Here is a 23,856-nt window from a genome sequence, read left to right as displayed (position 1 = left end):
AGACGAGGTACTAATAGAAAAGGATCTCTTCTACAGTTACAAAAATGGATCAAAGGGGGCGTGAGACATTATGTTAAAACGATTCAGCTGGAAAGAAAATGATATTTACTTTGTACCTGTGACAGACCCAGTTTCAACAGTTGTTCAATTACTCCAAAAGCCTTATATTATCATGTTTAATATTTTTTTGGAGAATTCAATCTCTGCCTGGAATGAGGTTAAATTACAGGATATACAAGAATTTCGAGTTATCCGTGTGTTGAATTCAGCTGTTAAGTTGGCAGCAAAGCAAAGATTGAAGGATACAGCCATGATCCCTAAAACAGATGTGGAACTACCTAAACATTATATTAGCCAGGATTTTGGGAATCATCGATTCAATCTGGTGTGCATAGATCCCAAAATTGGCGATTTGGGAATGGGCAATCCCATCGTGGAAAGGGATATCTATCCCGCGAATTCACTTGAACGTTTAGAGGGTTATGAACTAACCGCGTTACATACAGCTAAAGATTTGATACATAGGTTTTACTGGTCATACTCTGTTAATTTCGGGTTGGATAAGTATAAGGAGTATTACATGAATTGCATTACTCCGGTTCCTGTACACGAATGGAACCAGGAGTACTTACATGCTGGAGGATACTTTTTCTAAAAGTAATCTTGAATTAGACAAGACGAGTCACTTAAGAAGGGGATATGACTGCAATGAAAGATAAATTGCTTGAGAAAAAGCAAGGGGAACTCGTAAAAATGAAACTAAGAGAATTATTACTGCCTCATGACTTTTTTAGAACGAAGCCTAGCTTTTATACAAGACTATACGAGGATAGAATCGAGTTTATCCATCTGCATAAATTGACATCTGGTCCTTTCTACAGAGTACATACGGGGATACGATTTCTATTAGATGATCTGGACTATGTAGCTTTAAACGGAATTCAAGCAAATGGATATAAGAATGAATATTCAATACATTACAACTTTAGATATCATAAAGATGAGGATTCTATCCTTAGATGTGCAAATCAAATATTGTTATTTGTAGAGAATGAGGCTATCCCTTGGTTTAATATATGGCGATACGAAGATGTTTTATATACTAGACAGGATAGTCCACTAAGGAAAGAATTGGTGTATAAATACAACATGTTAAAAAAAGAAAATAAAGAAAATGCTGAAATCATCTCCAAAAGTAAAAAACTATTAGGTATTAAGGAATAAATAATAAATGCCCGCTGCTTTCGGTTTTGAAAAGAATATTTACAATAAAACAAAAATGAAAATACGACATTTAAGCAACCGTCACGGGAAAACGATTTACGGAACGGGTACTACTCATTTCGTTTAATCAAGGATTGATTGGTAAAAGTTTATACGCTGATTATTGAGCGGAAACAGGTCCTCGGAAAGCTCGTACAAACGCATTGGCCAAAAGAACTCGTCGTTCTCCATGGCTTGCGAATCATACCGTCTGAACTCTGTTTCCAGGGCTTCGACCGCGTGTTGCGGATCGCTGCCAGATTCAATTCGCCGCTGTACCTGCGTTATGAACAAATTGTGAAATTGCAGAAAAGAATCAAAGCTGGAATTGCAATATTGCAGCCGGTAAATGGTGTCTTCCTGATGGATATATGTCACAGTGCCACTCTCAAGATCGAGCGCGTAATAACCACCGAGATCGTGTCCAAAAATCGCAAGCTTTCGTTCTTCAAACCGTAAGAGATATAAAGGGCAGTCGAATTCGATAGCGAAGTTTGGGTATGGGATCAGCCGAAGTCTTTCGCTTGTTAGATTAGACAGGTATTCGGATTGCTCCATTTCCGGGGGATTCAGACTTTCAAAACGGGTTTTAAGTTCTCGAATAACAGGCTCCATAGCTGCACCTCTCTGAAAATTATCGACCGGTCGGCAAAATAAAAAAATCGAAATGAGTATAATATAATCATACCATTAATGGATCATTAAATGTCGAGTAGCAAGAACATTGTTCCATTCAAAGTCGCTATTATAGCGGCTTTTTGTTTTAAGGAATTAAAAACCATTTTGTCATTGAGATGAAATGTCTTTGCAAGGGGCACGACCAAATTGGTAGTGAATCTTATAATAACTGGGCAGATAATCATGATCAATCTCGCCAGTAAAACCAATCAATATACCCAGTGATCTATTGCCTTGCTTCAACGTTTGTCGTGTCAAGGGAAGATGAGCTGCACGGGGATGACTGCGTTCTTGGGAGAATAAATATCTTCCATTTGTTCACGTAACAGCTTTACGGCTATTCGTGCCATTTCCTGTTCATCCTGCTGTACATAAGTTACACCTGAAAGATGTGGATTATCAAATGATAGTAGTTCGATAGTTGAGTGAAGGTTTAGACGGCTGATAGCCGCCGATGTAAGGCGTGCTGTTTCTTCAGTCAAGGAGAAGACTGCCGAAATTCCACTGTGGTCCTGCATGAAGTCAATTACATAGTCTAATGCTTGCTCGCTGCGTAGAATGTCGAGAGGGATGTGACACCACAAGCTCTTGTCAATCGAGATGCCTTGATTTGTGTACGCCTGCTCGAAGCCGAGCGTGCGATCCTCTATGGCTGTATTGGCATTTTCAGGTGAGATGAGCGCAATCTGCTGATGTCTCTTGGATAGCAAATGGGAGACCGCCTTGTATGCACCGCCGTAATTGTCGGATGTAATGGTGTAGGTCTCAATGTTGCGCAGATATCGGTCGATGAACACGCACGGGAATTTATCGAGCGACAGACGGAGTAATGATTCGTTGTACTTCTCATCTTCGGTTGGAAAAACGATCAGCCCCTTCACACCGAGCTCCGTTAGTGTATGAATGACGTTTGACTCGATAGAGGAGGACTCGCGCGTGATGCTTAGTACCATGCTGAGGCCGGCTTCTTGCAGGAAGTGTTCCGTGTAGTCAACGAGCTTCTGAATGACACGGGTTCTCATCGTCGGAATGATGAAGCCGATGAGCGGCATGGAGGGCGCGCTGGGTGAGGAAGGTGGAGAATTGATGCTAGAAACAGCAAGACTAGAAGAGACGAATGAGCCTTTGCCTTGTACGCGTATAATAAATCCTTCGTCAGCTAGTAAGGTTAGCGCGTTCTTGACGGTTATTTTACTTACTCTGAATTCGTCCATTAGTTCTTGCTCAGAAGGAATGCGGTCCGTTGGCCGAAGCCGCCCTGATTTAATTTTTTGAATAATATCTTCTCGAATTTGTTTGTAGAGCGCCAGCTTTTTCAAAAAGTTGCATCTCCCCATAAACTTTATGATTTTATAATCAATTGGTTATATAAAGCATATTTTATCTATATTATAATACGGCATGTAAAGCGCTTACAATATGAAATCTGAGAAATTGCTGCGAAGGGGTCTTTTCTTTGAACGGTTAGAAATATGTTAAGGATGGTGGTGCCAAGGTGAATTGAAACCGCTTAAATTAACAGAACTAACTAGTCAGCCGACTTTTCAAATGCATAACAAAAAAGAGAGGATGACGAACAAATGAAAAAACGCAGTGCTTTAATCTCCATCGTTACACTCCTTATTATGTCACTTGTTTTTACAGCATGTGGTAATCCTTCTGATTCAAAAACGGAAACACAGCAATTAGGCACTAATGCCGGTGAGAATGCAACAGAATTATCATTTTGGACATTTGTAGATTTGCACGGCAAGCATTTGGATAAAATGCTGGGGTTATGGAACCAACAGAACCCAGACAAACAGATTAAGTTGAATGTAACAGTTATGCCTTACGATGATATGCACAATAAACTCTTATTGGCAGTTACAAGCGGAAAAGGTGCTCCTGATATCGCGGATATCGAGCTTGGTCAATTCCCTAAATTCTTGGAAGGTGATAACGTTCCACTGGAATCTTTGAATGATGTATTTACACCCTACAATGACGTTGTTGTTCCTTCACGTGTCGAGATATACTCCAAAGCCGATCAGGTTTATGGCTTCGATTATCACGTAGGTGCTACGCTTGCTTTTTACAACACTGAAATTCTCGAGCAAGCAGGTGTTGACTACAAGACAATCAAAACGTGGGAAGATTACAAACAAGCAGGTATCAAGGTTTATGAAAAGACTGGCAAGTACTTAGGTACTGCCGATACATCAGCTACGTGGCAAGCATCGCTGCTGCTAGCTCAGCAAAACGCTGATTTTACAGACGAAAATGGTAATCCAAAAGTGAACTCGCCTGAAATGATTAAAGCGTATGAAATGCTAGTCGATCTGCAGAAGAACAATGTTATTCATACGATCCCTGGAGGACAACCCGACACAGAAGAAGCCAAAGGCGAATACAACAAAGGCAACTACGCAAGCGCATTGATGCCTGAGTGGTACATGTCCCGCTTTGTAAACGAAATGAAGGACCTTAAAGGTAAATATGCCATTGCTCCTTTGCCTGTATTTGAAGAAGGGAATCCTCGTTCTGTTGGCTTAGGTGGTACTGGCACAGTTGTAACTAAGAATGGTAAAGACGTTCAGCTGGCAAAAGAATTTGTAGCCTTTGCTAAGCTTTCGAAAGAAGCTACTACTGAAATCTGGAATACGCTTGGATTCGATCCAATCAACATGGAAGTATGGAAAGATGATGCAGTAACGAAAAACCCTGATAATGAATACGTCCAATACTTTAAAACAAACGCATTTGATACTTTGAATGAAATCAAAGACGAAATTCAAGCGATCAAATCCGTTAAAGCATCACCGACGATCGGCAATGTCTTCAATACGGTTACTTTGAATGCGATCTTTGAAGATGGCCAAGACGTGAAGGAAGCGCTGGATGAAGCACAAGAAGCAATTGAACAAGAATTGAAATAAATAGTATAAGCAAATGATTTGATTAAACCTGTCGGCAGGTATAGTGGTCGGCAGGTTTAACCTTAGTCAAGGGAGATTGAGAATATGATAAAGAAATTTGTATACTCTCAAAAAGTCGCGCCTTATGTTTTTGTATTGCCATTTATACTTACATTTCTGATCTTCTGGTTTTATCCGCTTCTAAATTCATTCGTCATGAGCTTTCAAGATAAGATGTTGGGACAGGATCCTAAATGGATTGGTGAAGCGAATTATTCGAAATTGCTTACAGATAAAGTGTTTTTGACGGCTATTAAAAATAGCGTTGTGTACATGTTAGGAACCTTAGTGCTGTTAATTCCCTTTCCCATGTTATTCGCCGTGATGATCAACAGTAAGTTAATGATGGGAAGAGAGTTTTTTAAATCGTCGTTCTTTCTCCCTGCATTGACATCTGTCGCAGTTGCGGGTACCATTTTCCGCCTTACATTCGGTGAAATGGAAGGTTCATTAATGAACAGTTTCCTGGGTCTATTTGGTGTAGAGCCTATTAAATTCTTGAAAGACGGAGAATGGAGTATGGCAGCACTGTTAATCCTCGCATGTTGGAGATGGACAGGTGTTAATATGCTTTACTATCTATCCGGTTTGAAAAGCATTGACAATGAATATTATGAGGCCGCTTCAATTGATGGAGCATCTGCCTGGCAGAAGTTTAGAACGATCACAATGCCATTATTGAAGCCGACCACGGTATATGTTACGACCATTAGTGTTTATGCAGGTTTAGCTATGTTTACCGAGAGCCTGATGATGTTTAACGGTAACAATTCACCTAAAAATATTGGCTTAACCATTGTCGGATATCTATATAGACAGGGGATTGAGAAAAATAAGCTGGGTTACGCAGCTGCAGTTGGTATCATTCTGTTAATCATTGCTATGATTATTAATTTAACGCAGTTGAAATTTAGTGGAATGTTCAAAAAGGAGGAGGATTAAAGTGGGCAAAAGTCAGACGAGGGATAATTTCATTTCCAGAATAGTTATTATTTGTTTCTTCGTTCTACTATTCGTTATAATTATGATCCCATTCTATGCAGTGGCCCTATCTTCCTTCAAACCAGGTGAATCATTAATTAGATATGGTCTTAACCTAAGTTTGGATTTTAGTATTATGAGTTTTGACAATTTCATCTATCTGTTTACTGGAGAACATGATTATTTTGTTTGGTTTTGGAACAGTATGACTTTAACAATCGTTCAAGTGATTTTAACACTTTTTGTAAGCGCATTTGTTGGATACGGTTTTGCAGCCTATGATTTTAAAGGTAAGAACTTCCTCTTTATATGTGTTTTGCTCATTATGATGGTGCCTTTCGAAATACTGCTGGTTCCTTTGTACAGCCTAATTAATGATTTGAAAATGGTGAATAGCTATTCAGCAATCATTCTGCCGGGTATAGCCAATGCCGCGACAATATTTTTCTTTAGGCAATATCTAAGAAGCATACCCAAAGAGATTATTCAATCTGGGCGGGTCGATGGCGCAAATGAGTATGCGATTTATTTCAGACTAATTATGCCGATTATGAAGCCATCCTTTGCGGCAATGGCCATTTTGAATGGGATGAATAGCTGGAATAATCTGTTGTGGCCATTCATGGTGCTCGGAGATCAGAGTAAATTCACACTTCCAATCGGCTTGAAAACGCTGTTAACTCCTTATGGCAATAACTATGACCTCTTGATCGTGGGCTCCTTTTTCTCCATCATTCCAATTTTCATCCTGTTTATTGCTTTCCAGAAATATTTCATAGACGGTATGACTGCAGGTGCTGTTAAAGGGTAGTAAAAATTAAGATGAAACAGGTGATAAAATGGAAATCCAGCAACGAGCGTTACACGACATTCAACCATTAATAGAGCAGAGAGCAGATCCTTTTATGTACCGACATTCGGACGGTTATTATTACTTCGTAGCATCCGTTCCGGAGTATGATCGAATTGAAATCCGTAGAGCTGAGAATCTTGAGGGGCTTGTTACATCAACTCCAGTAGTGATCTGGAGAAAGCGCGAGACGGGTATCCTTAGTGCCAATATTTGGGCGCCTGAACTGCATTTTATTGATGACAAATGGTACGTATATTTTGCTGCCGCACACACGACTGATACGAATGAAGGCTTGTTCGACCATCGGATGTATGTGCTAGAGAATGAAAATGCCAATCCGCTCGAAGGCAGTTGGACGGAAAGAGGACAGATTCGTACCGCGTGGGAAAGCTTCTCCCTTGATGCCACTATCTTTGAGCATAATGGCAGCCGTTATTACGTATGGGCACAAAAGGATCCGAATATCGCAGGTAACTCTAATCTGTATATATCTAAAATGAGCAATCCGTGGACGCTGACTGGACCGCAAACGATGATTTCGATGCCGGAATATGACTGGGAGATCATTGGTTATAAAGTGAACGAAGGCGCGGCATTTCTTCGCAACGGTAATCGGGTATTCCTTTCTTACTCGGCTAGCGCTACTGATTTCAATTATTGCATGGGACTGCTTGAAGCTGATGCGGATGCTGATTTGCTCGATGCAACCTCATGGCGCAAGTCACACACAGCGGTTTTCTCGACAGATGAGAGCATCTCTATGTATGGTCCTGGTCATAATTCCTTCACGGTGTCAGAGACGGGCGAAAAGACGCTATTTGTGTTCCACGCAAGAACATACAAGAACATTATAGGAGATCCGCTGTACGATCCGAATCGCCATACATTTGTAACAGAGCTTATGTGGACGGCTGATGGCAGACCCGATTTCCGCGGCTCTGTTGCAGCACTTGCACGTTCTGTACAGTGAACGAGTGTCCCAACAAGGTTGGTTGATGGATTTGAGTTCGTTTATCCTACTCGCCAAAGAGAGATAGTAAGAAAGTCGAAGGCACCCTACTGGGTGTCTTCGATGTCGCTCTAAACGATAATGCGCCGAATAGTACCACAAGTAGTTAAAGTGAATGATATAAATGATGAGAAGCTCACGCTCTTATTTTTGGACCTCTAGCCAGATCTGGTCAATTTTATTAGAAGATGAATAACTTCAAGTTTACAATTTTGGAGTGCAGAAAAAAAAGAGACACGGACATTACTCCAGCGTCTCTGATTTTTATCATAGATTACTTTTTTCTCCTTGTTCCGTGGCTTCTCCGCCTATGAAACAGAGTATCTCAATATCATCAATGTCTATCATCTTATCCTTTTCTGCATCGTAGTACTCCCCATATAGAAATAGGGACTCATTCTTCCTGCTCAATAAATAAGGAATAATTTTCTCGCAAAATTCTGTAACACTATGAAACATCGATTCTGGGGCAATTCCTGATTCATCGATAACGAATAACTCTTTGTGAACCGTAAGGGCAGGGTTGCGATTTAAATGATACAGCCCAAAAGAGGTATTCTTGCGATACTCATCGTAAATGGGTATTTCTATCTTCTCAATGAAATCTCCATCCGTATAGTTCAAGGTTAACTTTGCGGTCATCTTCATTCTCCTTTTTATCATAAAATTAAGTGCCCTATTGAAATTATTCTCGAGAAAGACTCTCAAGACTACTTCCACATGAATGCTAAATTTGCCTTCTAAGCATGGGGTTTTTGATTGGTACCTACAATATGAGGATTTTGAGCTACTTATGATACGGTTCAGCTTAACACAAGTAGTGGTAAAGCGTAACGTGGAACTAACGGTAAGTCTGAATAGCAATTAACAAAGATACGACTGCAGGGCAGTACACTAATTCAGGTCATATCTTTGTTAACAATCATTAAGCTAACGGGCAGGTAAGTTTCGTATTGCTTTAAACCCAAATTAATGTTGTTGTAGTACTTTTTACTTGTTGTTTGGCATGTTCTAATTCTTTGGCTATAATTCCAATACCTTCTTCAATTTCTTGTTCCGATGTGCGCACGATGCCAAGACGCAGTATTGAAATCCGAAAGAGAAATTGCCACAAATACCCCTCCAGCAAATTCAATTGAACAGCGATATTCTACAGGGAGTCAACTTCGTACAGATTCTCTTAACTGAATCATTCGGTGATAGTATATGTCTTTCATTTGCTTGGCATGGTGGTCATACATACCGGACTTGATATAAATCTCAAGTACACCTTGAGATAGTACAGAGGTACTTAGATCCGCCTTTTGCTTGTGCAAACGAAGCAGTGGAATTAAAGCATGCAGTATCGTTGATGTTAAAAAATTGAATTTTTGAAGCAGTTCATCTGAAAAGATTGACGGTTTTTTGTGTTAACCCGGACAGGATAATTTATGAAAGGAAAGGGGAAAGTAAACGGCAATTTAGTTGGAAATATATTGTCGAGAGACAAGAACACAGTCCCCTTTCCGATTAGATGAATATCTAAGGGTGAGGCAAGCCTAACTTCGGCAAACATCCTCGTACGGACTCATCTCATTGCGTTGGCCACGGAAGAAGTGAGGGTAAATCGATTGATTTAAAGGAATAAACAAAAGAAATAATTGCTGCACAACAGGGGATGAGGATAACGGAGCTTGGCTCATTGCAACAATGGATGTTAATTAAGAATCAAGGCTGCTTTTGTTAAGTTTAAAAGATATAACAGTGTATAAGTCATGGCATGAACTAGTGCACCAACTAAGATTAGGTAGTGATTTAAGAGCCAATAGTTTAGAAAAGTTAAAGCAAAGTCACTTTGTTTGTTGCGTGCCCTTGCTTTAACTTGAAGAGACCAGTGTCGTAGAAAAATAACATGGTATCATTTCAGATGCGTGATTGTTAAAATACCTCTCAGCGATTAAGTCCTTTGATGGGTATCTATGATTGAAGTGCTGCACAAGCGAGAATCTCTTCGGTCGTGCGGATTCGGCCGATACGTGGGAAGATGACTTTGCTAACGTGCTCATGTTCTGCCTCGCTGAATCCAGTCATGGCGTCGATCGCAAAAATTATCTGGTACCCATGAGCAAATGCTTCTCGCGCCGTTGTATCAACTCCGATCCCTGAAGCAATTCCGCAGAGTACGATCGTAGTAATGCCTCTCCGGCGCAATTGTTGATCCAGATCCGTCCCGTAAAATGCACCCCACTGACGCTTAGTAATTAGATGGTCGTTAGCAGTAACTCCAATTTCAGGCACAATTTCATCCCAACCAGGCACCAGTTTGATCGCTGGAGGTTCTTGATCCAGCAGGGGACGAGGCATGTCTTTGAAATCTTTCGAAGAAACGCGTACGAGTCCAACGAAAGCACCTGCCTCACGGAAAGTTTGAACCATGGCAGAGGCACGTTCGACAACTTGTTCTGCCGAATGAGGGGCGTATTGGTTTCCGATCCATTTCTGTAAGTCGATTACGATTAAGGCTGTTTTAGAAAATTGATATAAATGCTCATTCATATTAATCACACTCCAGTTTCAGTTTGTCCATTATTGACTGTTAGTACAAAATTATGAACATAGAGTTCTTTGACTCTATGTTCATAATTTTGTACTATGGGTTTAACGTTGTCAAGAGGAGATGCATGAGCATGAGCGTAACGAAGCAAGATATCATTTATTCGGCTTCTAAGATGTTTAAAGAAAAAGGTTATCTGGCAACATCCATTCAGGAAATAGCCCAGGACTGTTCCATAGCAAAGGGCACCGTGTACAAATTTTTCCCTTCTAAAGAGGATTTGTTGTGCGTGGTTTTCGACCAATGCCAATTGGCCTATTTTGATCAGGCTGAACGTTTGAAAGATATCGGAACGGGAAGCCCTCAGGAGCGACTTGTGGATCAGATCATATTTCGTTTTCAGTATTTCATGGAATATCGTCATATTATGGTGGATTTCATTGAACTACCGATTACGCAATACGAAACTTTTCGCAAATTGAGGAACCACGTTCGTGAGCGAATGATGGAGTGGCACAGATCATGGCTTGTAGAAGTCTATGGTCATAGAATCGAACCGTATCTCTGGGATTTGATCTTTATTTACCGGGCAATTCTAAAAGATTATCTGCAGCGCGTCATCTCCGAAGAGAATCTATTGTCCGTTGAGGATACAGCTTGGTTTATCGTTGATAAGATAGATGCGCTAGTCAACCACATGTCCAAGTCAGGTTCGAACGGACTGCTTGGGAAAAGCGCATATGAAACATTTATTCATTCAGGCTCAAACAACTGGGATGGTGAAAAAGAACGGATTACCGAAGAGTTGCTCGGCAGAGTGATTGCTATCATTGAAGCATGGAAGGGTGGGGCAGAGCGCCGTAAAGAATTGCAAGAGATTGTTCAATTGTTGAATAGCGAGATTGATCAGACTGAGTCAAAGAGGTCGGTTATTCAAGCGCTCTGCGCTTATTTGGAACAAGAGAAAGAACTAAGAAGTACAGTTATTCAGTTAAAGCAAACCCTCCTTTCGTAGGTTAGGGATGTTGGTGGATTGGCGCTAGCTAAGAAATATGTAATATGCTAAGGGAAAGACGTTAAACAAGAGGTTTATCATTTTAGTTAGGAGGAAGAAGCGCAGATGCCCCATCCTTACCACCCCTTGCATGCTCCACATTTGCAGCCGCAGTTGCATCTCCCCTCACATTGCTTCCGGGAGTTTGCGCCGAGCCGTCGCCTAGCGTCGCATGTAGCAGCCTATTGGACGGTCGATTTTCTGCCGGTACCGGGAAATCCGGGGAATCGAGTCATCCCCGATGGTTGTGTCGATATTATAGTGGACCTGTTCGCTTCATCAAGCAGGCAAGCCGCTTATGTCGTTGGACTAACGACGCAAGTCGAGGTTTTGCAATTTGTTAAAGCTCGCTCGGTATGGGGCATCCGGTTGTATTCGGAGTCGGCCCGCACGATCCTGAAGGCTCCAATATCGACATTAAAGACAAATCGTATGTTTTTGGAGGAGTTCTGGGGGCAAGAGGCTCTAGATTGGGTAGAAAAGTTGCTGACTGCCCAATCGATACCAGACAGGATCGAAGTCGTCGAGCAGCAATTGAGCCAAATACTGGCTGCGACCGAGTCGCCTGCTCCCACTTTGGTCTATCAGAGCTTACAGTATATATACGAGGTCAAAGGTAATCTTTCCGTAACGGAATTAGCGGATAAAGTGAACTTCAGCGAGAGGCATCTAAGAAGAGCCTTTGAACTGGAACTTGGCCTCAGCCCGAAGGAGATGCTCGGCATCGTCCGCTTTCAAAGCGTGCTGGGGGAATTGTACAGCGGAGACTATTCCAGTTTAACTGATTTGGCGCTTCAACACGGGTACTACGATCAGTCGCACTTCTCGAGCGTTTTCAAGCGATATTACGGACTTCCACTTAAACAGCTGACCAAGCTGGAGTGAGGAAGTCCGTTTTTTACTATTTTGCAATGCAGGTCAATTCCTATAATAGGAGTGAAAATCAAGCAAGATGAGGGGAGTTGCAAAGTATGACGGTAAAGTTGAAACGAGTCGGGATTTACGTAGAGGAGATGAAGAGGGCGTTGGATTTTTATCGCGTGCTGGGTCTGGCAATTCCAGACGGCGCCGACGAAGCGCATCACGTAGATGTGGAGCAAGAAGGAATAATTTTTGCATTCGACATGGTTGAATCGGTAAAGAGCGTTTTTGAAGGCTGGGAAGATCCGATCGGCTACCGGACTGAGCTCGCCTTTCAGTTCTCCAGCAACGAAGCGTTGGATGACGTGTACCAACAGTTGATGACACTTGGGTATGACGTCTTCCTCGAACCGCGAGATACTCCGTGGGGAGAGCGATATGCGATCATAAAGGATCCCGATAACAATTTAATCAGTCTCGTCTCTTAGCGAAGAGAAGGAATGTGGATTAAACAACAAAGAAATAGGAAGCACACTGTCGCCAGTGTATCTTCACCAAATGAATATTACCGAATGAATTGAGCGAATGGTTGCTATATTTCAACCGTAACAGGGAGCAGGCCGCTGTGGCCTGCTCTTTTTCATATAACTAACGGGAAACGAAAACTAACTTGAATCTATGTTTGACTATGATTCACTTAGGAACACGTAGGAATGCCTTTGAATAAAAGTGATTCGGATGCATTGTTGTTTGAACAGGCCTTAGCCAGAGGGGGGGCGTAAACTTCGCTGTTTGAATGATACGGTGAACACAATATGCACCTATAAATTTACATGCCAGCCTTTAGGCTCCTCCAGCAAAAAGCGTGGCTACCGCGATGGTGATTACGGATGCGTTTATTTTTCGATTCGTTTTATATTCGACAAAAACGGACATGAAGCAACAAATTTTGCAAAATGGCCTTTTGTGTATTCAAAGTCACCGTCTCCCGTCCGATATAGTTAATGTAAAATTGCTTATTCAATAGACTTCGATACAGTTTTTTAGAGGGGAAAAGACAGATGACAAAAAAGACATTTACAACATGGTTGATTGCAACCAGTGTAGCTGCGGCAGCTATGGCGCCGTCCGGCTCGATATTTGCATCCCCGAATCTTGCGAAGACATCGGAGGCATTGTTCAGCGATTGGGGGCAGACTAATCCATCTCTTCGGGAAGCCGTTAAACAAGCCTCGGAGTTAGGCTTGATAAGTGGCGATCCTTCAGGTAAGTTCCGACCCTTAGATACGCTTACAAGACAGGAGCTCGCGGTTCTACTGGCGAGGTCTTTGCATATTAACCCCTTGAAGGCAAAATCCTCTTCTTTTCATGACGTTTCGGCTAGCGCTTGGGCGCATCCGTATATTGAAGCCGTAAAGGCGGCGGGAATCATGCAGGGGGATGGCAAAAATTTCCGTCCCGGCGCCCGCGTCACCCGTGAGGAACTGGCCGCAACTCTCATGAAAAGCGTTCGACGTGATATGACGACTGCCGAAGCTGATCCGGCCCCGTTCGAGGACCGTTCACAGGTCAGTTCGTGGGCCAAACAGGCCGTCCAAGACGTGTTGACGCTCGGCATGATGGATTTAAAAGACGGACATTTTGCTCCGAAGCAGGATGTACAGCGTCAAGAAGCCGCTGCATCGCTTGTGCAAGCCTTCCAACCCGGCAAGCAGGCAGCTGCATTGGATTGGACCGACGGGCAGCGTATTTCGATCGGCGGCAAAACGTATCTGATCGGCGATTCGCTGAAAGGGCTGCTGCGTATCGAAAATAACGCCATCCTTAAAGGAGCAAAAGTTCGTTTTGCCGCGTCAGGCGGCACATTGAATCGAATTGATTTCCTGGAGATCGTTCAAAGCGGAGAAAACCCGGCTGACGGCGAAGCGGAATTTTCGCGAAACATCGTGCTTGACGCTCAAGGAGACCGGATCGAAGGTAGCGTCGTAATCGCTGGTGATTTCGTTTCCGTAAGAAATTTGACGGTCGATGGCGACTTCGAGATTTCGCAGTCTTTGTATCATGATTTTTACGGCTATGACGTCACGGTACTGGGCAATACGGTCATCAATGGCGGCGATGCCCATACCGTTGTTTTTGAAAATGCCAAGCTGCAAACCGTCGACATTAATAAAAAGGAAGTGCGGGTGGATGCAGCCGGCACTACGACGGTCAAGGATTTTCTGATTTATTCCAGTACGACGCTGATTGGAGAAGCAGATTCGACTGTCGAACGCGTTACGTTAAAGGACGGCGCTGAAAAAGTGGACATCTCGGCTTCGATCAATTCCCTGATCGTAGGTTCAAGCGCAAACATAAATCTGGCGACGGGCAGCCGCATTCAACAGATAGAAGTTACCAATCGAGCGGCCAAATTGAAGATTCAACCGGGTGTGAACGTAGCCGATATCAAACTGCCGGCTAATGTCGATATTTCTGCAATTGTTTCGAATTACGAGCAAGTTCGGAGCCAGATCGGGAACGTGAACGGCACGAAGCCTGCTTCTCCGACGGTTCAACCTTCGCCGGCGGCGCCGCAGAACCCAACGCCGAATCCGGGTACACCGGCACCGCAGAACCCAACGCCGAATCCGGGCACACCGGCGCCGCAGGACCCAACACCAGATCCGGGCACACCGACGCCGCAGGACCCAACACCAGATCCGGGCACATCGACGCCGCAGGACCCGACACCAGATCCGGGCACACCGGCGCCGCAGGACCCAACACCAGATCCGGGCACACCGGAGCCGAATCATGCGCCTACGGTTGTGAATCCGATCGGCGACATGACGGTTCAGGCTGGACAATTGGCGGAAGATATTGATCTGAGCCCCGTATTCGCGGACGAGGACGGCGATTCTTTGACGCTGTCGGCTGAATCTTCGAACAACAACGTGGCGACGGTCAGCGTCTCACCGGAAAACAAACTGCAAATTACGCCGCTTGCCGGCGGATCTACCACCATAACCGTTACGGCGAATGATGGTAAAGGTGGTACGCAGACCGCAACCTTCATGCTCAACGTAAACCGTGCGCCATATACAGTCAATGCCGTAGCCGATCAAAACGCAAGGTTGGAAGAAGGCGACGTAACGATCAATTTGTCCGGCATCTTCGAGGACGAGGACGGAGATGAATTGAACGTCTCCGCCGTATCGGAAGATCCAAATGTCGCCGCGGTCAGAAAGTCCGACGACGGCAGTCAGCTGATCATTACTCCGGTATCTGTCGGATCTGTAAAGATCGTGATTACTGCAGTGGACTCCGCAGGCGGGAAGGGCACAGAAGAGTTCGAGGTCAGCGTAGCTCCTGCTTATGCAAAAACTCCGTTCTTCTCCGAAGTCGATTGGGGCAGCGAATCGAATCAATATTTTGAAATCTATAATCCGACGAACAGCTCGATCGGCCTGGATCAGATTGTCATCGAATGGGGCGATTCAGGAAGCATGACCCTTTCGGATGCGGATCCCGGCGTCAGCGGCATAATCGATCTGTCCGCAGGCAGTGTGATTACGATCTCGGATAGTCTTTCCGATTTGCAGGACCCGCAGCTGCAGTACATGTTCAATATATATTACGATTATTCGGACCCGATTGACGTTAAGCTTATCGTGAATGGTGTCGTCGTGGACAGTATTGTCTTTGCGCCGAACGTATCCGCGTTCCGCAAAGGCGGCAGATTGGCGGGAAGCAGCACCTACGACTCTACCGAATGGAACACGCAGTCTTACGATTCATCTCTGCAGGATTTGGGCACGTACACGGACAAATAAAGCATGCAAACGAACTCTTTCATACGGCAGCTGAGAAATATAAGTAAAAGGGGATATACAAGTGAAGAGTCGTTTACTCAAATTGCTGGTCGCGACCAGCGTCTTGGCCACTGCGATCGGACCGAACGCAGAATTTGCTTTTGCGGAAAAAGAAAATAAAGCATCGAGTTTGGAACCGGTTTTCCTCGACCTCGCGCAGGTTCCGGCTGCGCAGCGTCAGGCTATTCTCGAAGCAGCCGGGCTTGGCTTTCTGACCGGTGGATCGGACGGGCGTTTTCGCCCCCAATCCACGCTGACTCGGCAGGAACTGGCTGTCGTGCTGACGAGAATCCTTAAGCTCGAAGTGAAAGAAACGAGCCGTTCTTCTTTCAAAGATGTTACGTCTAAAACATGGGGACGCAACTATATTGAGGCAGCTGCTAAAGCCGGTCTGATGAAAGGAGACGCGCAGAAGTATTTTCGCGCTGATGCGCCTGTCACACGGCAGGAGCTGGCCGCCGTGCTGGTTCAAGCCGCCAAGAGCGCCCAAACCAAAACGAACGATAAAATGGTGCTTCAGGATGAGAAAGCCGTCGGTGCATGGGCGAAAAACGCCGTGCAATCCGTGCTGGGGAACGGATGGATGGAGACGCAGAACGGTTCTTTCCTTCCCAAGCAGGCCGTGAAGCGGCAGGAGATTGCAAGTGTTTTCATGGAAGCTTTTTATCCTGACAAACTGTCTGGTGTCACTCGGACAGTTCAGAACGTTTCCGAGCAGGGCGTGACGATTAATGGTTACACGTACGCCGTCTCGGAACGGACGAAAGGAATTCTGAGTCAGTCAAACAGCGCGATTTTGCAGGGGGCGAAGATCCGGTTCGAAGCGTCGGGACGCAATCTGGACAAGATTACGTACCTGGAACTGCGACACGGAGGATCGGCCGCTTCGAAAGGCGCTAAAGAATTCAGCGCAAATTCTCTGCTGGATGGTAAACAGGGCATTGTCGACGGTGACGTTAAAGTCGCTGACGACTATATTTCTCTGGCAAACCTGAAGATTGCGGGCAACCTCGAGATTGGCAAAGAGCTGGAAAACGACTTTTACGGCAGTGGGATTGAAGTGCAAGGAAATACGATTGTCAACGGAGGCGACGCGAATACAGTCGTCTTCGAAGGCTCGAACCTAGCTTCCGTTGATGTCAATAAAACGAATGTGAGAGTTGAGGCACTCGGCCAAACTTTCATGCAGGCGATGAACGTGAACGTCGATTCGACGATCGTCGGGTCTTCCACAGCCGCAATCGACCAGATCAACGTGAAGGGAGCGGCCCAGCAGGTTAACCTGCAGGGATCGATCGATTCGGTCACCGTAAGTACCGGTTCCACGATTACCGGATCTGTAAATATTGGTCAGATGACGGTCCAGACGGCTGTTCCTGTTACGTTAAACACGACGGGAACCATCGCTAAACTTAACGTCACCCAATCTTCGGCGGCAATTACCGTCGGGTCGAACCTGACGATAAGCAGCCTTACGACGCCGTCGGGCGTTGCAGCAGGCTCGGTGATCAGCAATTATTCCACCGTTCAATCGCAGATCGGCAGTACAGGCGGCGCGGCAGCTATCAATGCGGCTCCTGTCAACAGTGCACCGATCGTTCGAAATCCGATCAAGGACTTTACAATGACCATCGGCGAAAAGAAGACGATCGATCTCTCTCAAGTGTTTGACGATGTCGACGGCAACCTGTCGTACTATAAAGCTCTGCTGGTCAAAGCGGCTTCTGCGCCCGAACTGGTCAAGGTAACGATAGACGGCAACAATTTGACGCTCGAAGCGAAACTCGCGGGCAAAATCACGGTACGTACGCAGGCTTATGATTCTAATAATGCCCGCATTAACCACGATTTCACGGTAACGGTGAACAGGAATCCGGTCGCGTCGGATGTTCCTGAGCAGGTAGCAACGCTCGATGCAGCAGCAAGCACATTGGACCTGAGCGCATACTTTACGGATCCGGACGGGGATGCGCTGTCTTACAAAGTTGTATCAAGCGACGAAAATGTCATTGCCGCTTCCATATCCGGCAAGCTGCTGCAGATGGAGGCAATTGCACTGGGACAAACGAAGGTTACTGTGACGGCCGAAGACGGTAAAGGCGGTACGGTCACCAAGGATATCGTTGTTCGTGTCAATCGTTCGCCGCAGACCCTGAACCCCCTTCCGGATCGCAAAGCTTCGATCGGAACGGATGTACAGGTCGACCTCTCGGACGCTTTCCAAGATCCAGATGGAGACGCCCTGACTTTTGAAGCTTCTTCGCAAAACGTGTCTTCGGCAGCCGCGGTCGCAAGCGGCAGCGCTCTGACAGTCACACCTCTTGCGGAAGGCCCAGTGTCTGTCACCGTCACGGCCAAAGACGGCAAAGGCGGAACGGCGAGCCAAACGTTCACCATCTACGTGAACCACAGCCCCAAACTTGACCGTTCCCCGGGTGTGCAGGAATCGATGGTAGGAAAAGGCGATGTCTTCGTAGAATTGGACGGCATGTTCAGTGATGTGGACGGCGACCCGCTGACCTATGAGGTTCAGTCGGCGTCGTCAGCCGTTGCAACCGCAGAGCTTGACTCGAATAACCGGATTCGCTTGTCTCCAGTTTCGGGCGGCGATACAGTCGTAACCGTTACAGCAAACGATGGCCGGGGAGGAACGGCGAGTGGAACCTTCGATATTAAGGTCAATGAGGAACCGACGGTTAAGCAGCCGGCCAGAGACCGCTCTATCCAATTGACGGGCGGAGATGTGGCGGTCGATCTTGCGAATGTCTTCCAGGACGTAAACGCCGACAGTCTTACGTTGGTGGCGGAATCCGGCGATCCGGCGATCTTTACGGTCGGCGTAAGCGGGACACAATTGACGCTGACCCCAGTCGCCGCGGGCAGTTCGACCGTGAAAGTAACGGCGGACGACGGCCGCGGTGGCCAGGTCAGTGACAGCTTTGCCGTGCGGGTCAATCGGGTTCCACAGACGGCAGGTTCTCTTGCCGATCAGCTGCTGACAATCGGTAGCGGAGCGGCAAAAATTGACTTGACCAGCGCATTTTCTGACGATGACGGCGATGTCCTGACGTACAAAGCGACAGCAGCCGATCCTTCCATTGCTGCGGTATCCGTCTCGAACGGCGAAATCACGGTCGATCCGCTGACTGCCGGAACAACCACGATTACGGTAACGGCGAATGATGGATATGATGGCGAAGCGAGCAAAACGTTCGACGTGACCGTCAACCGTGCTCCGATCGTCGATCAAGCCGTATCGGATCAGCTGATTACGCTCGGAGCGGGAGACGTCACTCTCGATCTGAGCCAGGCGTTCCGCGACGAAGACGGCGACCTGCTGACGCTGACCGCTTCTTCGCTCTCCGAAGACCGGGTATCCGTTTCGCTGAACGCTGCTTCCAAAGAGCTTGCGCTTCGTCCGATTGCCGGAGGATCGGCTTCGATCCGCATCCAGGCGGAAGACGGCCGTGGCGGTAAGAAAGATCAGACCTTCAAGGTCGAGGTCAACCAGGCTCCGCTGGCGGGGGATCTGGCCGGTCGTACGCTGTCGCTCGGAAGCGCGGATCAAAAGATCGACTTGAGCGGCGTATTTACGGATGCGGACGGGGACACCTTGTCGCTCGTCGCGATTTCTGCCGATTCTTCGATTGTGGATGCCATGTTGGACGGCAAGCAGTTGACGCTGACGGCAGTGTCGCTTGGTACCACGAACGTGACCGTTACCGCATCCGATTCGCGCGGCGGCACGGCTTCGAAGACGATCGCAGTCGAAGTAAGGCCGAACAGAGCGCCGGTCGTGAAGCAAACCATCGCCGGACAAATCGTTCAACCGGGCAAAGACATTGAGGTTGATCTTGAGGGCGTGTTCGACGATCCGGATGAAGATGATCTGACTTATGCAGCCGTATCCTCCGATACTGCACTTGCTTCCGTCTCGGTCGCGGGCGATCGGTTGACCGTAAGCGGCATTTCAGACGGAACGGCTACAATCACCGTGACCGCGACGGACGTCGTAGGAAACAAGGTCGACACTTCGTTCCAGGTCGATGTATCGTCGAACGAAGCGCCGAAAGTTGTCGGTTCCGTTCCGGAACAAATGGTCGTGCCGGGATTCTCGACACAAGTCGCGGTTGACTCGCTGTTCCAAGACAGCGACGGCGATTCCCTGACGTATAGCGCGGAAGCGGCCGCCGGCGGGATGGTCGTTCCGAGCGTCAGCGGAAATGTGCTGAAGCTGGACTCCGGAACAAGCAGCGGCAAAACGCTAGTAACGGTAACGGCCGACGACGGACGGGGCGGAAAGGTAAGCACGACGATCCAGGTAACCGCGGTCGAAATCGTGCATCAGAAGACTATTGCGACCAAAGTCGGCCTTGCGAACGTCTCTTACGATCTGGCTCCTTACTTCTCGGCACAGCAGCCATTTACGGTCTATCGCGCGGAAAACGGCACATTAATCAAAGAAGGCTCGCAACTGCTGAGCGGCAGCGTATTGAACATGAATCCGGGCAATTCCGCCGGCACGGTCTCTTACTTCGTGATTTCCGCGGACGGCAAAGCCGCATCCGTTCAACTGAACGTACAGCAGCAGCAAGGCGCCGCTGCGTTCTTCTCAGAATATACGCGGGAAAATGCCATGAATATCGTGCTTGAAATGTACAATTTGAATGAAGATGCAATCAACTATCAAATAATCGGATACCGGTACAATTTGAACACCCAACAGATGGAGAGAATGCTTGATCGAGACTACCAACCGAATCTTTATGCGAAGGTGATGAATATTTCTAAAGGGAATATCGGTCTCGTGATTAATAACGTATTCTATGAGTTTATGGATCGGACCCAGGTTCCGGGCTACCACGACGAACTCGTCATGAACTTGGATTCGAATTACAAATTCGAAGGCTATGTCGTCTGCGCGTTTGAATTGGTTCGAAACGGCCAGGTTATCGACGTGCTCGGAGACAAGAACTGGACGCCGGCTTCGGGCTCCGAACCACTGCCGACGAGCGGCACGCTGATCCGGAAAAAAGGGGTCGCTACCGGCTCGAACGCGTTCAGCCTGAACGGTGAATGGGACCTTCTTCCTTTCACGCTAGATAATGTCAACAAACACACACCGTAATTTCACGTAAAACGTAGTTAAATGAAAAAAGAGGGCTTTCCTTATGGAAATGCCCTTTTTTTCTTGCAAATCGGATTCCTGCTTGTTCGGTGAGCATAAAGGTGGCACACAATGACAATAGGCCAGTACAATCCCACTGCACAGCCAACACCTTTGAGAAGAGGAGTTATTGAGAGATATTTTAAAACTTTAGCTGAGAACATGTAAATGTTGATGACCTGCGTACCTTAAAGGCTTATCTTCCTGCCGGCAGCAAATTCGGTTATTTAACTGCTTGTAGCAGATGGTCACTTTACTCCACATTCCTTGCAAACGAGACGTGCGATCAATTCATTAGTTCAGCGAAAGCTAATCCATTATACAATTTGGGACGATCCTGTCTTCGTGTACACTGACTATCTCTTGAGTAAAGAAAATACCAAGAAATCAATAAATAAAATTACTCAAGTGAAACAGGTAAGTAAACAAAAGCAATCGGATGAAGCGGAGGAACAAACAAGTGCATTAGAAGAAGCAAGAGCAGAACATGAATTGTTTGACAAAGTTCGAGAAGAACAAATCAAAAGGGAAAGGAGCAATGAGATGGAAACATGTTCCTATTGCCGATTAGGCGTGTATCTAATCGTCATCTTGCCCTTCAATTCATTAAACTAACGGGTAGTTTAGTTCAATTTAAGTATACGTATCGGCTCACTTGGAAGTATCGTAAAGAAACAAGGGACAGACTGCTTTGTCGGCAGCTGCCCCTTGTCTCTTTACCTTTTGCTAATTACAAATCTAACGGTGGCTTTTCGGTGTTCCTTGTGCTCCGTTCGAAACAGTTTCCCATGTCTCCCAAGTAGCTAAACGATCAGCATAGACTCCGCGCACCAAAGGCAAGACCCCAGCGCCGACCGCAAAGCGCAGAGGTGGCTCCTCGGCGTCTATGATTCGAAGAATCGCATCGGCCGTCGCATTCGGATCGCCTCGTTCTTCTGTCGATAAACGAAGGGACACCTGATTTCGAAGTTCAGCGTAAACTTCCAATCCCTGTGATGTCTTCATGGAAAGGGGGCTTCCAAAGTCAGTTGCAAAGGCACCCGGCTCGAGCAAAGTGACCTTAATGCCGAAGCTTTTAACCTCCTGAGCGAGGCTATCGTGCAATGCTTCGACTGCCCACTTGGACGCGCAATAGAAGCCGATGAGCGGAGCTGCAACAATCCCCATGGCACTTGAGACGCCGAGAATGTGCCCGCTGCCCTGTAGTCGAAGCAGAGGCAGGGCCGCTTGGATCACATGAAGCGTACCGAAGTAATTGGTGTCAAATAGTTCGCGTACGTCGGATTCGTCAGCCTCTTCAGTCGTGCCAACCAGGGTGTAACCGGCGTTGTTTAAGACCACATCCAGCCTGCCGAAATGCGCATGAGCCTGCTGAACGACATGCTCGACCTGCTGGGAATCTGTTACATCGAGCGCTAGGGTGAGAACAGTGTCTCCAAAACGTTCCTTAAGGTCGGCGATATTTTCGGGTGTTCGAGCAGTCGCGGCAACCTTATCCCCGCGAGAGAGTGCAGCCTCCGCCCAAATGCGCCCTAATCCGCGAGAGGCTCCTGTAATGAACCAGACTTTGTTTTCCATAGTATTATCCTCCAATACAGTTCTTGTGTGTAGTATTTTTAAAGCTTCTGTTTTCTCTTTCGTTCTTCTATAATGTTACGGTTTAGCAGGTTGATACGGAATTTCAAATAAGTTAGCATGGTATTAACTTATGGTTTATGCAAAAGGAGGAGCCTGCCTGAATGATTGAGCAATTAAAGACGTTTGTTCAAGTGGCGGAGTCCGGAAGTTTTTCTAAGGCAGCCGAAAAGCTTTTTATCTCTTCAACCGCTGTGATGAAACAAATGAATTTGTTGGAAAAGCAAACCGGAGTCCCACTTTTTATCCGTACCAACCACGGTGTTAGCCTCACAAAGGCAGGAACAGCTTTTATCAAAGATGCGGAATATATGCTGCAGTATTTTCAAGAATCTCTTATTCGCATGCATCACTCTGCACAGGCCGATCGGCATGTTGTTCGCGTGGGTACTTCTATGCTTAATCCCTGTAAGGTTTTAATTGATTTGTGGAATGGGATTAGCGACCGCTACCCTCAATTTGGTATAAACATCGTTCATTTCGAAGATGACGCACATACACTCCCAACCACTTACCGCATGATTGGCCAATCACTCGATATCATTGCGGGGCCATTTCTTACAGATAATTTGAAAGATTACTACCGTGTACTCGAACTGGGGAGTTACCGCGTTTGCTTTGCCGTATCTCGGCAACATAGGCTGGCTTCAAGAAAAACACTTTCTGTCAAAGATTTGTATGGGGAAAGATTGGCAGTAGTGAATGGTGGGAATAGTGCCGTCATTCATGACCTACGTGATTTCCTAAAAACGGAACATCCTCAAATCCAAATAAAAGATGTTCCGCGTCTCTATGATCTTGATGTGTTTAATCGCTGTGAGGAAAGTAATACAGTTATGTTAACGTTGGAGGCGTGGGCAGATATTCATCCATCCTTGGTGACGATCCCTAGTGATTTAGATTTCGTAGTTCCATATGGTTTAATATATCCATTACATCCATCCAAGAAAGTGAGTCAATTCTTAGAAATTATAAAAGAAATGTAAGGTAATGTTTTGCTGGCAGAAGCTT

The 23,856-nt window shown here is 46.0% G+C and carries 19 protein-coding genes; 13 read left to right on the top strand and 6 right to left on the bottom strand.

Translation table 11 applies throughout. The annotated features are described in order from the left end of the window. Positions 1–70 precede the first annotated feature (70 nt). A complete protein-coding gene (locus tag GUA98_RS06865; protein ID WP_193722507.1) occupies positions 71–655 on the top strand; it encodes a hypothetical protein in 585 nt (194 codons plus the stop codon). A 53-nt stretch (positions 656–708) separates the two neighbouring features. After that, on the top strand, positions 709–1,224 hold the full coding sequence (locus GUA98_RS06860; RefSeq protein WP_193722506.1) for a hypothetical protein: 516 nt from the start codon (positions 709–711) through the stop codon (positions 1,222–1,224). A 123-nt stretch (positions 1,225–1,347) separates the two neighbouring features. Here the strand turns inward: GUA98_RS06860 and GUA98_RS30250 are convergent, their stop codons facing one another. Beyond that, entirely contained in the window at positions 1,348–1,821 is a 474-nt protein-coding gene (locus tag GUA98_RS30250) for an SUKH-4 family immunity protein (protein WP_227779524.1), read from the bottom strand. Positions 1,822–2,195: 374 nt separating this feature from the next. Further along, the gene (locus GUA98_RS06850; RefSeq protein WP_193722504.1) at positions 2,196–3,260 is read right to left on the bottom strand and encodes a GntR family transcriptional regulator; all 1,065 of its coding nucleotides are present in this window, start codon (positions 3,258–3,260) and stop codon (positions 2,196–2,198) included. Positions 3,261–3,521: 261 nt separating this feature from the next. On the opposite strand from GUA98_RS06850, the gene GUA98_RS06845 reads away from it, so the two are divergent. From GUA98_RS06845 to GUA98_RS06830, 4 genes are all read left to right on the top strand, one after another. Next, positions 3,522–4,859, top strand: coding sequence for an ABC transporter substrate-binding protein (locus GUA98_RS06845; RefSeq protein ID WP_153978601.1), 1,338 nt, complete (start codon positions 3,522–3,524; stop codon positions 4,857–4,859). 84 nt (positions 4,860–4,943) lie between these two features. Further along, positions 4,944–5,840 (top strand): carbohydrate ABC transporter permease, encoded by an 897-nt coding sequence (locus GUA98_RS06840; protein ID WP_153978600.1) that lies wholly within the window; start codon positions 4,944–4,946, stop codon positions 5,838–5,840. Between the two features lies 1 nt (position 5,841). Further along, entirely contained in the window at positions 5,842–6,690 is an 849-nt protein-coding gene (locus GUA98_RS06835; protein WP_193722503.1) for a carbohydrate ABC transporter permease, read from the top strand. A 28-nt stretch (positions 6,691–6,718) separates the two neighbouring features. Next, positions 6,719–7,702, top strand: coding sequence for a family 43 glycosylhydrolase (locus tag GUA98_RS06830; RefSeq protein ID WP_153978599.1), 984 nt, complete (start codon positions 6,719–6,721; stop codon positions 7,700–7,702). A 306-nt stretch (positions 7,703–8,008) separates the two neighbouring features. Here the strand turns inward: GUA98_RS06830 and GUA98_RS06825 are convergent, their stop codons facing one another. From GUA98_RS06825 to GUA98_RS06815, 3 genes are all read right to left on the bottom strand, one after another. Further along, positions 8,009–8,383: a hypothetical protein gene (locus GUA98_RS06825; RefSeq protein WP_167301671.1), complete on the bottom strand. Its 375-nt coding sequence runs from the start codon at positions 8,381–8,383 to the stop codon at positions 8,009–8,011. A 316-nt stretch (positions 8,384–8,699) separates the two neighbouring features. Then, positions 8,700–8,876 (bottom strand): hypothetical protein, encoded by a 177-nt coding sequence (locus GUA98_RS06820; protein ID WP_227779458.1) that lies wholly within the window; start codon positions 8,874–8,876, stop codon positions 8,700–8,702. An 821-nt stretch (positions 8,877–9,697) separates the two neighbouring features. Then, positions 9,698–10,276: an isochorismatase family protein gene (locus tag GUA98_RS06815; RefSeq protein WP_153978598.1), complete on the bottom strand. Its 579-nt coding sequence runs from the start codon at positions 10,274–10,276 to the stop codon at positions 9,698–9,700. Between the two features lie 131 nt (positions 10,277–10,407). Here GUA98_RS06815 and GUA98_RS06810 point away from each other — a divergent pair, with 131 nt between their 5' ends. From GUA98_RS06810 to GUA98_RS06785, 6 genes are all read left to right on the top strand, one after another. Next, a complete protein-coding gene (locus GUA98_RS06810; protein WP_162009937.1) occupies positions 10,408–11,289 on the top strand; it encodes a TetR/AcrR family transcriptional regulator in 882 nt (293 codons plus the stop codon). Between the two features lie 105 nt (positions 11,290–11,394). Continuing rightward, complete coding sequence (locus GUA98_RS06805) at positions 11,395–12,213, top strand: helix-turn-helix transcriptional regulator (protein WP_153978596.1); 819 nt, start codon at positions 11,395–11,397, stop codon at positions 12,211–12,213. 86 nt (positions 12,214–12,299) lie between these two features. After that, entirely contained in the window at positions 12,300–12,677 is a 378-nt protein-coding gene (locus GUA98_RS06800; RefSeq protein ID WP_153978595.1) for a VOC family protein, read from the top strand. A 573-nt stretch (positions 12,678–13,250) separates the two neighbouring features. Then, positions 13,251–16,004: an S-layer homology domain-containing protein gene (locus GUA98_RS06795; protein WP_193722501.1), complete on the top strand. Its 2,754-nt coding sequence runs from the start codon at positions 13,251–13,253 to the stop codon at positions 16,002–16,004. A 61-nt stretch (positions 16,005–16,065) separates the two neighbouring features. Next, positions 16,066–21,171 carry an Ig-like domain-containing protein gene (locus tag GUA98_RS06790; RefSeq protein WP_193722500.1) on the top strand — a complete coding sequence of 1,702 codons (5,106 nt, stop codon included), beginning with the start codon at positions 16,066–16,068 and terminating at the stop codon, positions 21,169–21,171. A gap of 402 nt (positions 21,172–21,573) precedes the next feature. Then, on the top strand, positions 21,574–21,825 hold the full coding sequence (locus GUA98_RS06785) for a hypothetical protein (RefSeq protein WP_227779457.1): 252 nt from the start codon (positions 21,574–21,576) through the stop codon (positions 21,823–21,825). A gap of 123 nt (positions 21,826–21,948) precedes the next feature. On the opposite strand, the gene GUA98_RS06780 is transcribed toward GUA98_RS06785, so the two are convergent. Next, positions 21,949–22,788, bottom strand: a complete 840-nt coding sequence (locus GUA98_RS06780; protein WP_193722498.1) for an SDR family NAD(P)-dependent oxidoreductase — start codon at positions 22,786–22,788, stop codon at positions 21,949–21,951. A gap of 161 nt (positions 22,789–22,949) precedes the next feature. Here GUA98_RS06780 and GUA98_RS06775 point away from each other — a divergent pair, with 161 nt between their 5' ends. Next, positions 22,950–23,831 carry a LysR family transcriptional regulator gene (locus GUA98_RS06775; RefSeq protein ID WP_193722497.1) on the top strand — a complete coding sequence of 294 codons (882 nt, stop codon included), beginning with the start codon at positions 22,950–22,952 and terminating at the stop codon, positions 23,829–23,831. Positions 23,832–23,856 lie beyond the last annotated feature (25 nt).

Origin of the sequence: Paenibacillus sp. P13VS, assembly GCF_015143645.1 — a bacterium.
Taxonomy (GTDB): Bacteria; Bacillota; Bacilli; order Paenibacillales; family Paenibacillaceae; genus Paenibacillus; species Paenibacillus xylanilyticus_A.
Note: the sequence above shows the minus strand (reverse complement) of the source record. Positions and strands in the feature narration are given on the sequence as shown.

Coding starts and splice junctions, on each gene's coding strand:
- GUA98_RS06775 (WP_193722497.1), top strand. CDS start 22,950: ATGATTGAGCAATTAAAGACGTTTGTTCAAGTGGCGGAGTCCGGAAGT.
- GUA98_RS06810 (WP_162009937.1), top strand. CDS start 10,408: ATGAGCGTAACGAAGCAAGATATCATTTATTCGGCTTCTAAGATGTTT.
- GUA98_RS06845 (WP_153978601.1), top strand. CDS start 3,522: ATGAAAAAACGCAGTGCTTTAATCTCCATCGTTACACTCCTTATTATG.
- GUA98_RS06795 (WP_193722501.1), top strand. CDS start 13,251: ATGACAAAAAAGACATTTACAACATGGTTGATTGCAACCAGTGTAGCT.
- GUA98_RS06800 (WP_153978595.1), top strand. CDS start 12,300: ATGACGGTAAAGTTGAAACGAGTCGGGATTTACGTAGAGGAGATGAAG.
- GUA98_RS06815 (WP_153978598.1), bottom strand. CDS start 10,276: ATGAATGAGCATTTATATCAATTTTCTAAAACAGCCTTAATCGTAATC.
- GUA98_RS06780 (WP_193722498.1), bottom strand. CDS start 22,788: ATGGAAAACAAAGTCTGGTTCATTACAGGAGCCTCTCGCGGATTAGGG.
- GUA98_RS06825 (WP_167301671.1), bottom strand. CDS start 8,383: ATGACCGCAAAGTTAACCTTGAACTATACGGATGGAGATTTCATTGAG.
- GUA98_RS06865 (WP_193722507.1), top strand. CDS start 71: ATGTTAAAACGATTCAGCTGGAAAGAAAATGATATTTACTTTGTACCT.
- GUA98_RS06805 (WP_153978596.1), top strand. CDS start 11,395: ATGCCCCATCCTTACCACCCCTTGCATGCTCCACATTTGCAGCCGCAG.
- GUA98_RS06860 (WP_193722506.1), top strand. CDS start 709: ATGAAAGATAAATTGCTTGAGAAAAAGCAAGGGGAACTCGTAAAAATG.
- GUA98_RS30250 (WP_227779524.1), bottom strand. CDS start 1,821: ATGGAGCAATCCGAATACCTGTCTAATCTAACAAGCGAAAGACTTCGG.
- GUA98_RS06840 (WP_153978600.1), top strand. CDS start 4,944: ATGATAAAGAAATTTGTATACTCTCAAAAAGTCGCGCCTTATGTTTTT.
- GUA98_RS06830 (WP_153978599.1), top strand. CDS start 6,719: ATGGAAATCCAGCAACGAGCGTTACACGACATTCAACCATTAATAGAG.